This is a genomic window from Streptococcus infantis ATCC 700779, from assembly GCF_000187465.1.
Taxonomy (GTDB): domain Bacteria; phylum Bacillota; class Bacilli; order Lactobacillales; family Streptococcaceae; genus Streptococcus; species Streptococcus infantis.
Genome location: NZ_GL732439.1, coordinates 1,056,303 through 1,069,021 on the forward strand (window position 1 = coordinate 1,056,303; position 12,719 = coordinate 1,069,021).

Here is a 12,719-nt window from a genome sequence, read left to right on the forward strand (position 1 = left end):
CTTAGTTTTCCTCCTTTTCTTCGATACCACTATCAGATGAAATGACACCATCGCGGATGACGATTTGACGCTTGGCGTAGGCGGCAATTTCAGGCTCATGCGTTACCATAATGATGGTTTTTCCTTCTTTGTTCAATTCAACCAAGAGTTGCATGATCTGATTACCCGTTTTGGTATCCAGAGCTCCAGTTGGTTCATCTGCTAAGATGATAGAAGGATTGTTAACGAGTGCACGCGCTATGGCTACTCTCTGCTTCTGACCACCTGATAATTCTGATGGTAAGTGATGGCTACGCTCAGTCAGTTCAACCTTTTCCAGATACTCTTCTGCTAATTTGCGACGTTTTGAAGCTGAAACTCCCGCATAAATCAAGGGAAGTTCGACATTCTGGAGAGCATTCATCTTAGATAAGAGAAAGAATTGCTGAAAGACAAAGCCAATCTCTTGATTTCGCACCTTGGCTAATTGTTTTTCACCCAAACCAGCTACTTCTTTTCCGTCTAGAAAATACTGACCACTTGTAGGGGTATCTAACATACCAATGGTATTCATGAGGGTAGACTTACCAGAACCAGATGGTCCCATGATAGCCACGAATTCTCCCTCGTGAACTTCAAGGTTAATGTTTTTGAGAACTTGAAGCTCTTGATCACCATTTCGATAACTACGGCAGATATTTTTGAGGCTAATTAGTTGCTTCATCAGTCTTCACCTCTTTTCCTTCTTCTAAGGAAGCTGTCGGATTACTGATGACTTTTGCTCCATCTGTCAGACCAGATGTGATTTCTTGGTTTTCTGCATCTGCATTGCCCAATCCAACTTCAACCTTTTTGGCCTTTTGATTTTCATCAAGAATCCAAACATAGTTTTTATCTTCTTCCATGACGATACTTGTAATAGGAACAAGCAATGCTTTACTCATACTTTTCACTTCGACACTGACAGAAAAACCTTGTTTCAAATCGCCAATTTCACTAGTTACATCGACCGTATATGGGTACTTAGATCCTGAGTTTGAACCAGCTAAGCTACTACTTGCTTCGCTACTATTCTTTGGATAATTTGAAATATAGCTAATCTTACCATTCCAAGTTTTATCTGGGTAAACCTTTGAAGTAAAGGTAACTTCTTGGCCTACAGAGAGATTGGCAAGATTGTATTCAGAAAGTTCTCCCTTGACCTGCAAGTTGTCGTTACTAACGATATGTACCAATACTTGGCTATTTCCTGTTGGAGATTTTGAAACATTGCGATTGACTTCGACAACTGTACCTTCTACTGTACTCAAAACTGTAGCGGCATCCAACTGTGCCTGTGCTTTTTCAAGTTGCGCTGCTGCGTCTGCACGAACATCACGCGCATCACTGATTTGTGAATCGATAGAAGCTGTAGCTGATGTAGAAGATTGTGCTCGGGTTTGGTCCGTAGCGCCTTCAATCCCAGCTTGAGGGAGCACAGGTGTTGCTGCGGCGGTATTTCGAGCTTCATTCAATTCATTGATATGACGGTCAGCTTTCGCAACTGCACGACTGGCAGCATCATATGCAGCCTGAGCTTCTGTACTACTATACTTAACAAGAGCTTGGCCTTCACTTACCTTATCTCCGACAGAGACCGAAACCTCATCCAAGTCACCTTTACTAGCATCATAATAAACATATTGTTCATTTTGAGCTGTTACGGTACCAGATAAGAGAACCGATGAAGCCACTGACCCCTCTTTGGCAAGAACGATTTTTGCAGTTTCGTCTTGTGTTGCAGCTTGATTTGGTTGTCTCAATAGAAGGACAGCAGCTGCTCCTACTACAAGAACTGACGTAACTCCTATAGCTGTAAATAGGGGCCATTTTTTAGCTTTTGACTTCTTTTTCATATCCATACCTCATTTATAAACATATATTAAGATTATAGCACAAGTCCTAAAAATGGACAATTGCTTTCTGACTATCCAAAAACAATCGCCAAATCTTTTATTGTTGTGTTAGTTATATGATACAACTTCTTTTTTATTTTTGCAAGCATTTTCTTAAGAAATTTAAGCGTAGCACATTTTTGCATTGACTTTCAAAAAAAGATAGAATATGACTAGAAAACAACTAAAGGAGCTTTCTTATGAGAGAATATGACATTATTGCCATTGGTGGAGGTAGCGGGGGAATTGCTACCATGAATCGTGCTGGCGAACATGGTGCTAAAGCTGCAGTTATTGAGGAAAAGAAATTAGGTGGCACTTGTGTCAACCTCGGCTGTGTCCCTAAAAAAATCATGTGGTATGGAGCCCAAATTGCAGAGAGTATCCACAAATATGGACCTGACTATGGATTCACAAATACTGGGAACGAATTTGATTATGCAACTCTTCGTAAGAATCGTGAAGCCTATATTGATCGTGCTCGCTCGTCTTACGATGGAAGCTTCAAGCGCAACGGAGTTGATTTGATTGAAGGACGTGCCGAGTTCGTTGATTCTCATACTGTCAGCGTTAATGGTGAGTTGATTCACGCTAAGTATATTGTGATTGCGACTGGAGCTCATCCTCATATCCCTGCTATTCCTGGTGCTGAACTAGGTGGTAGCTCAGATGATGTCTTCGCCTGGGAAGAGTTGCCTGAATCTGTAGCCATTCTAGGTGCTGGTTACATTGCTGTCGAATTGGCTGGTGTGCTCCATACACTTGGTGTTCAGACAGATTTATTCGTCCGTCGTGAACGTCCGCTACGTGGATTTGATAGCTATATCGTTGAGAGTCTAGTTCAAGAAATGGAAAATACAGGACTAAACCTCCACACACATAAGGTTCCTGCTAAACTTGAAGAAACTGAACAAGGCATTACCATTCATTTCGAAGATGGCAGCACTCATACTGCCAGTCAAGTTATCTGGGCAACTGGTCGCCGTCCAAATGTTGAAGGACTTCAACTCGAAAAAGCTGGTGTCACCCTCAATGAACGCGGCTTTATCCATGTTGATGAATACCAGAACACAGTCGTTGACGGAATCTACGCTCTTGGAGATGTCACAGGTGAAAAGGAACTAACTCCTGTTGCTATCAAGGCTGGTCGTACCCTATCCGAGAGACTTTTCAACGGTAAAACCAATGCTAAAATGGACTACACTACTATTCCAACTGTAGTTTTCTCACACCCAGCAATCGGAACAGTCGGTCTGACTGAGGAAGAAACTATCAAAGAGTACGGCCAAGAAAACGTTAAAGTCTATACTTCAAAATTTGCATCTATGTATTCTGCCGTTACTAGTCACCGTCAAGAAGCTCGCTTCAAGCTCGTAACAGCTGGTGCAGATGAAAAGGTAGTTGGCCTTCATGGAATCGGCTATGGCGTTGACGAAATGATTCAAGGTTTTGCAGTTGCTATCAAGATGGGAGCTACAAAAGCTGACTTTGATGCTACAGTCGCTATCCACCCAACTGGCTCAGAAGAATTTGTGACCATGCGTTAAAAGAAAAGAGAGACCCCTTGGTCTCTTTTTTACTCTAAATCGGCCGTTACAAATTTGTAACCTTTTATTTTAAAATAGGTTGACATTTATATCTCATTCAGTATAATAGTTACTATAATTTATAGAAGAGGTTAACTATTTTGAAAAAAGCACACATTTACGCTATCCCAGCTATCGGGGCTGCACTGATTGCAGTATTGGCACAAATTAGTATGCCGATTGGTCCAGTTCCTTTCACTCTGCAAAACTTTGCTATTGGACTCATCGCTACTGTTTTTAGACCAAGGGAAGCTGTTCTCTCTGTCGGACTCTATCTTTTACTTGGGGCTATTGGCCTTCCGGTCTTTGCTAACGGTGGAGCTGGATTTCATGTTTTAGTTGGACCAAGCGCTGGTTATCTTTGGTTCGACCTTGTCTATGCAGGGCTTGCTTCCTATCTCATTCACACCAATAGTGGTGTCCTACGTATTTTCTTTGCAAATCTCTTGGGAGATTCACTTGTTTTTGTCGGTGGTATTCTCAGTCTCCACTTCTTAGCTGGAATGCCTTTTGATAAAGCACTGGCTGTCGGTGTTATTCCCTTTATCATACCTGATCTTGCCAAAATTGTAGCCATTAGCTTCATCAGCCGACCACTACTCCAACGTCTCCGTACACAAGCTTATTTTTCAAGCAAATAAAAGAGGCCGGGATTTTCCCTAGCCTCTTTTTAATGAATCTTAGATGAACGTTTATTGATTCTTAAAAGTATCCACCATGATTTGAAATTCTTCATTTGAGAGGGTAATTCCTTTCCCCATCTTGGTGTGGTCAGGACTCCAGCTACGAATGTCAAACTTTGCTGGTGCACCATTAAAGCTGACACGATTGATTTCTTTGGTCCATCCTTTTTCATTTTCAGATAGAGTAAGCAAGTGTTCTTCAATTTCAAATGTAAATTCTGCCATGTTTTTCTCCTTTTTGTTCTCAATTGATTATTCGAAAAATCTTGTAGATTTCATAAAATTTTTATATAATGATGTAAAGAAGGGAGGCCGGAATGAAAGATTTATTAAAACAGGCTTTGCAAAAAGTCCATGATTTTGTCAATGGACATGAAGATTCCATTCCTGAAAAAAGCGATCCCCTAATTGCTAGACTTGAAGAAGCCTTAGTCAAAAAAAAGGCTGTACATATCATCTTTGCGGAAACGAGTTTTACAGGCGATATTATCAAGTATGATACTGATCGCCAACAAATTATCGTTAAAAATTTCGCAAAAAACGTTAGCCGTATTATTCGAGTGTCGGATATTCGAAGAGTAACTTTCGTTCCTTCTACTATCCAAACGGCCCAAAAAAGAAGATTTAAGAAAGAGTGAGATGCTTCTATCATCTCACTCTTTTTATCTTAGCGAATTTGTTCAAAATGAAGGTGAACAGCGATGTGGTCGCCATAACCACTTCTCTCCAAATCACGTTGCAAACGATAAGAGATATAGTGTTCTGCGATTGTAATGTAGCCAGCACCAAGCAAGCGGTGTTCAACCATTGATTGAATCATACTGATAGTCGCACGTTCTACTTTTGCTTCTTCTAGATCCAACACAACCTTTTTAGTAACTTGAGCTAGGTTTTGGCGCAAATCGTCAGTCAAAACATAGACTGTCTGAGCCGCCTTAAGGATAGCTTGGTAGATTTTATCTGGATCAAAATCAGCGACTTGTCCATCACGTTTAATTACTTGCATAGTTTTCTCCTTTTAATTGTTATTTTCTTTAATTTCTGCTAACATTTTCTCTTCTTCTGCTGTCAGTTCGTACTCTTCCAGCAAATCAGGTCTACGTTGGTAGGTTTTCTTGAGGCTCTCATAGAGTCGCCATTGACGTATGTTTTCATGGTGTCCACTCATAAGAACATCTGGAACTAGCATTCCACGATAATCGTAAGGTCTTGTGTACTGAGGATATTCCAAGAGTCCTGATGAAAAGCTATCATCTTGGTGACTTGCTTCCTTCCCAATAACTTCTGGAATCAAGCGAACCGTCGCATCAATCATGGTCATCGCTGCTAGTTCTCCACCAGTCAAGACATAATCTCCAAGGGATATCTCATCGGTTACCAAGGTCTTAATACGCTCATCATAGCCTTCGTAGTGACCACAGATAAAGATTAGTTCTTCTTCTTGCGCCAAATCTTCCGCATAAGCCTGATCGAATTGTTTCCCAGCAGGGTCTAAGAGGATCACGCGCGGGTTCTTTTTTTCAATGGCATCAAAGGCGTCAAAGATGGGTTGGGCTCTAAGGAGCATCCCTTGACCACCTCCATAAGGTTCATCATCCACATGACGAGCCTTTTCAGCGTAGTCACGAAAATTATGATAGTGAATATCTAAGAGTCCTTTTTCACGAGCCTTGCCAACGATGGAATGTTCTAAGGGTGTGAACATTTCTGGAAAGAGAGTTAAAATATCAATCTTCATCGTCTAACCCTTCTAAGAGTTCAACATCCACACGGTTATTAGGAATATCTATATTAAGAACTACAGGCGGGATATAAGGTAAGAGTAAGTCTCGTTTGCCTTTTCGTTTGACTACCCAGACATCATTGGCTCCTGGCTGAAGGATTTCCTTGATGGTTCCAATCAAATTATCTCCCTCATAGACTTCTAAACCGATAATCTCGTGGTAGTAAAACTCACCATCATCGAGGTCATTGAGATTCTCCTCAGCAACCTTCAGACTGTGCCCCTTATATTTTTCGATATCATTGATATGGTACATATCTTTAAACTTGATGATATCGAAGTTTTTTTGTTTACGGTGGCTTGCAATGACCACTGTTCGCACAAACCGATCTTTTTCATCAAATAAGGCAAGCTCTGCCCCTTTTTTAAAGCGTTCTTCAGCAAAATCTGTCACTGACAAGACTCGCATTTCACCCTGCAAACCTTGCATATTGACGATTTTCCCAACGTTAAAGTAGTTCATCTTGTCTCCTGTATCTGTTTCTCCCTTTATTTTATCATGTTACAGGGATTTTCACAAGTTGGAGAAAGGGATAACGATTCTTTAATTATGAAGAACATTCAAGGATTTTCTTGCAAAAAAAGCGAGATCATGTCCCGCTTTTTTTATTTTTCGTCAATAACGATTCTTACTTTTTTGTCTTCAGTTGGGACAGAGTAGACAATCGTTCTTATCGCAGAAATAGTGCGACCCTTACGACCGATTACACGACCCACATCGCTCTGGTCAAGATCCAAATGATATTCCAAAAATTCTGGTGTATCTTCAATCTTGATAGTTAAGGCATCTGGTTGTGAAATCAAAGGTTTCACAATTGCAATAATGAGATTTTCAATCGTATCCATCTGTCAACCTACTTTAAACTTATTTTGAGAATTTAGAATCGTGGAATTTCTTCAATACGCCTTCTTTTGAAAGGATGTTGCGAACTGTATCTGAAGGTTGAGCTCCATCAGCCAACCATGCCAAAATACGGTCTTCTTTCAAAGTTACTTGGTTTTCTTCAACAAGTGGGTTGTAAGTTCCAACTGTTTCGATGAAACGTCCGTCACGTGGTGAACGTGAATCTGCTACGTTAATACGGTAGAAAGGTTTTTTCTTAGAACCCATACGAGTCAAACGGATTTTTACTGCCATTTTTAATATCTCTTTTCTTTTATTTTTTATTTCGGTGAAATAGCTAAGCTATTTAGCACATGTTCTATTATAACAGATTTCTGAGAGGTGTCAAGAAAAAAACTTGACAGACTTTAAAATTTTTAAATTTTTTAGACTAATAGGGATAATAAAGAAAAAATTTATGAATACTACTTTTGATAACTACCCTGTCAAGCCCTATATCTCTCTTAATCGTGATGTCGAAGCTTGGCTACTAAATCTCAAGCCCGTTCCCAAATGACACATGGACCTATTAGCAGATGATTTACTAGCAGGAGATATCATTCTCCTATGGAGAATCAACTTTGGCACTTTTACAACCGAAACATGATTTTAAAAACTCCCATTCGAATATGATTCAAAATTCGCTTAAAATCAATGTTTTCCCACTTTTTCAGAAAACAAATTTTCATCTAATTTAAATAACTTTCAATTAAATGGTGTGAATTTTGCTTAAAATCATCAAAAACACCCCATGGTGTGAACCATGAAGTGTTGTAAATGCTGTATTGTAGCTAGTTTTTAACGTTTAGAAAACTACCTAGCTTTACGAGATTTCTTAAAACCTGGTTTGACACAGTTGGATTTCAGGTACTTTCAGTTTAGCTTTATATCAACCATCATCAAAATCCAACTATTTTCTTATTTTAAAAAATATGAATAAGTTTGATTGAATGAGGGAATTTCTTTAAATTTTTTCTTAGCACCTATAAGTTAATAATACTATTCTTTAAATTATAGTTTATAATTATCTGATGTTTCAATGACCACAAAACAAAGTACAGCGAATCACTTCCTTTAGTCAAACATATAACTGAACAACATTGTTTATCTTCCTGCACTTTCATATTTTTTCAATCCTTTTCTAAAAATTGTACGACTGATAATAATCAAAAAAACTGTAAAAACTATTTGATAGAAAAATAGGTTCAATGTATCTTTCCCTAAAAATATTAATACTGCAGGATTGGCAATTAATAAATTGGGAACAAATAACATAGTGATCAATCTGTTAATACCTGTAAAAATATTATATGGATACTTAGAAATTCCAATATAATTCAAAAATACATCTACTTTTGAAAATTTAGTTGGGAACCAAAATGAACTAATCGTTATTAGAAACCAAATTGAATAATATATAATACAACCACACATTAAAGAAAGGATATAAAATAATATTTTTAATGAATTTAAATGTACATTTAAATTTCCATAACTTATAAAAATGATCGCAAGACCAAAAAAAGTATTCACGAATTGAACTAAATTAAATGATCTAAAAATATAGAACAACTGAGTATCAAACGGCCTCAATAAAATTTGATCCAAGTTACCACTCAAAATATCTGATTCTAAAATTCCCATACTTCTAATTAACAATCCCATCATAACTCCATCTACAATAGTGTAGGAACCTACCAAAAATAAAATTTGATAATAGTCCCAACCATTAAAAGAGTCTATGTTTAAGAAAATCAATCTAAAAAATACAATAGGTAAACCAATCCACAGTATCGACGAAAATAGACCACAAAAGAAGTCAAAATGAAAATTCATATCAGATTTAAAACCAAAATGAAGTAGCCTAAAAATTACTTTTATTCTAAACATTTTATCCTCCCACATTTGAGAAGTGCTCCACTCCTTTTCTCAATATGAATCTTGATATAATATAAAAAATGATGCACCAAATCAATTGAATACAAATAATTCTCAAATAGTCTATTAATTTATATGTATCATTACTAAACATCTGAAGCGGTTCATATACTAAGTATTTAAAAGGTAATACATCTAAAAACAGACGAAAATTATTTGAAAAAAAACTTAAAGGCAATAATATTCCTGATAAAAACTGAATTACTATTTCTTTAACAGTAAGGACAAAAAATATATTTTCTAACCAAAAAGAAAGCATACCTACACAACATGATATTAAAAACCATAGAACCATAGATAGAATAATTGCAATACTTCCTAAAATAAGAATTTCAATGGTTAATAACTCATTCTTGTAATAAACACTGGAGAATAAAATGACAGGAATGATGATAAATAATAAATGAGCAAGCCTATCTCCAAGCATTTTACAAAAATAATACTTATAAAAAGTAACAGGTTTTATTAATATGCTAAAAAAATTTCCTGAATGAACATCGTCATTGATTTCCCAATCAACTGGATAAAAAACAAAATATGAAAAAATTATAGTCCCCAAATAGTATTGAACCATTGAGGTAAAATCATATCCTGCTATATTTATCTGGTTACTCTGATATATATACGTCCATAAAAATACTGATATCATAATTTGTATACTTGCCTGTAACATTAACAATAGTACACTTGATTTATAGTTCAAAATAGATCGAAATGATATCAGAATAATAGACATTTCTTTTTTCAATTGTGCTCCTTTTTTGTAAAATAGTTTTGTAAAATAATTTCTTCTAAAGAAAGATTTGATATTTCAAAATCTTCTATATCTACAAGCTTATTGATTGATTCTAATGTCTCAAAGACAAAATCTCTAGGTATTTTTAGTATACATTCCGATTTTGTTTGAGAAATGACTACTACTCCTTTAACAGAGCATAACTCTGGTACCAAATCTAATGTCATTTTTATCTTTAAATATTTAAAATCAGAAAATTTAGATAAAATAACATCCATTGACTCCTGCAAAATAATTTTTCCTTTGTCAATGACGATTAATTCGTCACAAACAGACGAAATATCATCCATATCATGACTCGTTAAAATAATAGTAGTATGACATTCTTCATTCATTTTCTTTAAAAATGTTCTGATATCTTTTTTAGACTGTATATCTAACCCTATAGTAGGCTCGTCTAAAAATAATATTTCCGGACTTGTTAAAGATGCCGCGATAAACTCCATTTTCATTTTTTGTCCAAGAGAGAGGGTCCGGACCTGCTGGTAAAGCTGATCTTTTACATTCAACAAATTGCTTAATTCCTGAATTCGTTCTTGTAAAATCGCCGGTTCTACCTCATATAAAGTACCAATCAATTGAAAATAATCCATAGCCGAAACATCTTGAAATAACTGTAATTTATTTCCTACTACTATTGAAATTTTTTTTCTAAAATTTATACTTCTTTTAAATGGAATTTCTCCATTCACTTCTAATTTTCCGGAACTAGGATAAAGAGTCCCAGTCAACATTTTAATCGTTGTGGATTTACCAGCTCCATTACTCCCAATAAAGCCAACTATACTCCCTCTCTTAATCGTAAAACTAATATCTTGAACAGCTCGAATCGTTATTTGATTACGTTTCAAAAATCTCTTGATAAATGGGAGTCTTGAATCAAAATTATAAAAATTTTTAGATAAATTCTGAGCATTAATAACTATTTCACTCATATATCTCTCCTTTCGATAAAATATATTTACTTGTACTTTTTCCATACTTTACCAAAATGCTAAAGATTGAGCTAAAATCTTCGGGATGGGTAAAATAATATTTGTCTTTAAAAAGTTTCTCAAAACCTTCAAGGCGATTATTGAAATCATTAAATTTTGTATTGTCTAGCTGGTTGAATGTCTCTTTAATATCCATAAACTTTCTCCTTGATTCTTTATTTCACTTTATAAATAGAAGAGTGTCTATATATTTATAGATCCTCAAGAACTTGCATTTTATCAAGTATAAGTAGAATAGTATGTAAGGGTTTACATATTCGTATTATATGATTATTTAAGGAATCCGTCAATTTTCCACATTATTATATGACAAAATGTATTTTTTAAAAATGCAAAAATCTATGAGCAAGATGTTTGACTTCCTTTTTTAAAGTATATATATTTATATTAACCTTAGAAAAGAAAAAATGTTTGAACAGATATTCAATAATAATTACTTTTTTTAAAATTAAAATTCGAACTTTAAATTTTTATCTTTTTTATATTATTGAGTAACCTAAATTGCCCAATTTGTAAAATTTAGCTAGACAAAAAAAGACATCCAAGAGAAATTTCTTAAATGTCTGTAAACGTTGATATAAGCGTGTTGATTAACGTTTTGATAATTGTGATGCTTTACGAGCTTTCTTAAGACCTGGTTTGGAAAGTATGGATTTCAGTCGGACTAAAAACAGCGTAATATCAAGGATTTTCAGAACGATATCTACTGATTGATTTCATAAAATATGAATCAATAAATTATAAATAGGGGAATAGTTTAAGTCTGTAAGCATTAAAATAATACACCCAACTTTGGTCACCGTTTTTTAGTTATTCACTCTTTTTTCAGATAGTGTTTTTAAAGTTAGGATGTAAAATGCCGCAATTAAAACACTATACATCATAATTGGAGGATAGACAATTAAGGATAGAATCAATCCCACTCCTTTAATTATTAGGTCAGGTATCAATAACTTTCTATATTGTGCGGTAGCTTCAAGTAATTCTTTCTGATCCATATTGGGTTTATCAATTACTTTATGTAAAAACCAGTTGGCTACTGTTGAAGCAACAACGATTAATCCGTAAAAGAGCTGTGCCGTATGGTTCATGAAATGACTACTAACGATTCCAGTAGCATAGGGCATAAATGAAACAAAAAATAAAAGATACAAATTCCACCAAACAATTTGTGGGGAAATTCTCTCAACCTTTTCCCATAATGTGTTTAGCGCCATCCATAACGATCCCAACCAGAAAAAGGAAAGAAAATAAGCAAAGAAATTTTGCCGTAAATCCCAAAAAGCTTGAAGACTTGGTGTCGTTGGCTTTTCTAACTCTAAAATCAAAATGGTCATAATAATTGCTATAACAGCATCTGTCAATGCAATTAATCTATCTTTCTTCATCAGATTACATCGCCTTTCATTTTGTAGCATTCTATCTCATCGTATAATATTTTTTAATCTTAAATATTAGATATTCATTTCATACTTTGAGTACAAACAAGATACACTAAAAAAACATGTATCTGTCATATCTTATTTAACTTTAGAAATATTCATCCATCTAATCAATAAATATATCATATTTCACAATAAATGACTACTATCAAAGATACATTTTCTTTCAGATTTCTTCCTTTTCAACTTGGCTAACTTGACCTGCATTACCTAGGTCTCTTTGCTTTAAATTATACTTTTTTCTTAAACATTTGATACGAGTAGGTATTTCTTATGGGAAAATTTCATCAAAAAATTTCATAGATAAGTCCTATATATAATCATGGTAAAGTAGTAAAAATAGTTGTTATCCTAGTTGATTAAAAAAGTCTTTGATTTCCTCATCTTTTATAAAATAATATATAATTTTCCCCTCTCTTCTAGTATCCAAGATGTTTTGATTGGCTAGTTTACGAAGATGGTGGGAGGCAGATGCCATACTGAGATTTAGTAAACAGGCTATATCACAGACACAGAGTTCTTCAACAGCAAGGAGATAAAAGATGATATTTATCTGTTTATTATCGGTAAACTTTGATAAAATACGAAGTGATTTTTGGACTTTTTCCTTTTCAAGGTAGTTCGTTGCGGTTGTAACATTTTGTTGATTAATAACATCCACTTGGCAGATACTATCTTTTTTCATAATTTTTTCTCCTAG

General features: G+C 35.1%; 17 protein-coding genes and 1 pseudogene. 4 read left to right on the forward strand and 14 right to left on the reverse strand.

Annotated features, from left to right (window positions below):
- Window position 1: 1 nt before the first annotated feature.
- Together HMPREF9423_RS07705 and HMPREF9423_RS07710 are read right to left on the reverse strand one after the other, a co-directional pair.
- The gene (locus tag HMPREF9423_RS07705; protein ID WP_006148768.1) at window positions 2-703 is read right to left on the reverse strand and encodes an ABC transporter ATP-binding protein; all 702 of its coding nucleotides are present in this window, start codon (window positions 701-703) and stop codon (window positions 2-4) included.
- Window positions 687-1,874: an efflux RND transporter periplasmic adaptor subunit gene (locus HMPREF9423_RS07710; RefSeq protein ID WP_025170193.1), complete on the reverse strand. Its 1,188-nt coding sequence runs from the start codon at window positions 1,872-1,874 to the stop codon at window positions 687-689. Before HMPREF9423_RS07710 ends, HMPREF9423_RS07705 begins: the two co-directional genes overlap by 17 nt.
- A gap of 239 nt (window positions 1,875-2,113) precedes the next feature.
- Here HMPREF9423_RS07710 and gor point away from each other — a divergent pair, with 239 nt between their 5' ends.
- Window positions 2,114-3,460: a glutathione-disulfide reductase gene (gor, locus tag HMPREF9423_RS07715; RefSeq protein ID WP_006148770.1), complete on the forward strand. Its 1,347-nt coding sequence runs from the start codon at window positions 2,114-2,116 to the stop codon at window positions 3,458-3,460.
- Between the two features lie 140 nt (window positions 3,461-3,600).
- Window positions 3,601-4,140 (forward strand): biotin transporter BioY, encoded by a 540-nt coding sequence (locus HMPREF9423_RS07720; RefSeq protein WP_004253081.1) that lies wholly within the window; start codon window positions 3,601-3,603, stop codon window positions 4,138-4,140.
- A 51-nt stretch (window positions 4,141-4,191) separates the two neighbouring features.
- Here HMPREF9423_RS07720 and HMPREF9423_RS07725 read toward each other — a convergent pair whose 3' ends face one another.
- A complete protein-coding gene (locus tag HMPREF9423_RS07725) occupies window positions 4,192-4,407 on the reverse strand; it encodes a YdbC family protein (RefSeq protein ID WP_006148772.1) in 216 nt (71 codons plus the stop codon).
- A 92-nt stretch (window positions 4,408-4,499) separates the two neighbouring features.
- Between HMPREF9423_RS07725 and HMPREF9423_RS07730 the strand changes: the two genes are divergently transcribed.
- On the forward strand, window positions 4,500-4,820 hold the full coding sequence (locus tag HMPREF9423_RS07730) for a hypothetical protein (RefSeq protein WP_006148773.1): 321 nt from the start codon (window positions 4,500-4,502) through the stop codon (window positions 4,818-4,820).
- Window positions 4,821-4,849: 29 nt separating this feature from the next.
- Here the strand turns inward: HMPREF9423_RS07730 and HMPREF9423_RS07735 are convergent, their stop codons facing one another.
- From HMPREF9423_RS07735 to rpsP, 5 genes are all read right to left on the reverse strand, one after another.
- Entirely contained in the window at window positions 4,850-5,188 is a 339-nt protein-coding gene (locus HMPREF9423_RS07735; RefSeq protein ID WP_004253071.1) for an ATP cone domain-containing protein, read from the reverse strand.
- Window positions 5,189-5,200: 12 nt separating this feature from the next.
- Entirely contained in the window at window positions 5,201-5,920 is a 720-nt protein-coding gene (gene trmD / locus HMPREF9423_RS07740; RefSeq protein WP_006148775.1) for a tRNA (guanosine(37)-N1)-methyltransferase TrmD, read from the reverse strand.
- Window positions 5,910-6,428 (reverse strand): ribosome maturation factor RimM, encoded by a 519-nt coding sequence (gene rimM / locus HMPREF9423_RS07745; protein WP_006148776.1) that lies wholly within the window; start codon window positions 6,426-6,428, stop codon window positions 5,910-5,912. Before rimM ends, trmD begins: the two co-directional genes overlap by 11 nt.
- A 143-nt stretch (window positions 6,429-6,571) precedes the next feature.
- Window positions 6,572-6,811 carry an RNA-binding protein KphA gene (gene kphA / locus HMPREF9423_RS07750; protein WP_000379617.1) on the reverse strand — a complete coding sequence of 80 codons (240 nt, stop codon included), beginning with the start codon at window positions 6,809-6,811 and terminating at the stop codon, window positions 6,572-6,574.
- 19 nt (window positions 6,812-6,830) lie between these two features.
- Window positions 6,831-7,103: a 30S ribosomal protein S16 gene (gene rpsP / locus HMPREF9423_RS07755; RefSeq protein WP_004253064.1), complete on the reverse strand. Its 273-nt coding sequence runs from the start codon at window positions 7,101-7,103 to the stop codon at window positions 6,831-6,833.
- Between the two features lie 163 nt (window positions 7,104-7,266).
- Between rpsP and HMPREF9423_RS11770 the strand changes: the two are divergent.
- A pseudogene (locus tag HMPREF9423_RS11770) lies at window positions 7,267-7,455 on the forward strand (hypothetical protein).
- A 497-nt stretch (window positions 7,456-7,952) separates the two neighbouring features.
- On the opposite strand, the gene HMPREF9423_RS07765 reads toward HMPREF9423_RS11770, so the two are convergent.
- From HMPREF9423_RS07765 to cadX, 6 genes are all read right to left on the reverse strand, one after another.
- On the reverse strand, window positions 7,953-8,738 hold the full coding sequence (locus tag HMPREF9423_RS07765) for an ABC transporter permease (RefSeq protein WP_003013947.1): 786 nt from the start codon (window positions 8,736-8,738) through the stop codon (window positions 7,953-7,955).
- 1 nt (window position 8,739) lies between these two features.
- The gene (locus HMPREF9423_RS07770) at window positions 8,740-9,534 is read right to left on the reverse strand and encodes an ABC transporter permease (protein WP_003013825.1); all 795 of its coding nucleotides are present in this window, start codon (window positions 9,532-9,534) and stop codon (window positions 8,740-8,742) included.
- Window positions 9,531-10,517, reverse strand: coding sequence for an ABC transporter ATP-binding protein (locus HMPREF9423_RS07775; protein WP_003010129.1), 987 nt, complete (start codon window positions 10,515-10,517; stop codon window positions 9,531-9,533). The genes HMPREF9423_RS07770 and HMPREF9423_RS07775 overlap by 4 nt, the downstream gene beginning before the upstream one ends.
- A complete protein-coding gene (locus tag HMPREF9423_RS07780) occupies window positions 10,510-10,713 on the reverse strand; it encodes a hypothetical protein (RefSeq protein ID WP_003010127.1) in 204 nt (67 codons plus the stop codon). Before HMPREF9423_RS07780 ends, HMPREF9423_RS07775 begins: the two co-directional genes overlap by 8 nt.
- 670 nt (window positions 10,714-11,383) lie before the next feature.
- Window positions 11,384-11,965: a TMEM175 family protein gene (locus tag HMPREF9423_RS07785; RefSeq protein ID WP_025170194.1), complete on the reverse strand. Its 582-nt coding sequence runs from the start codon at window positions 11,963-11,965 to the stop codon at window positions 11,384-11,386.
- A 400-nt stretch (window positions 11,966-12,365) separates the two neighbouring features.
- Complete coding sequence (gene cadX, locus HMPREF9423_RS07790) at window positions 12,366-12,704, reverse strand: Cd(II)/Zn(II)-sensing metalloregulatory transcriptional regulator CadX (RefSeq protein WP_002889640.1); 339 nt, start codon at window positions 12,702-12,704, stop codon at window positions 12,366-12,368.
- Between the last annotated feature and the right edge of the window lie 15 nt (window positions 12,705-12,719).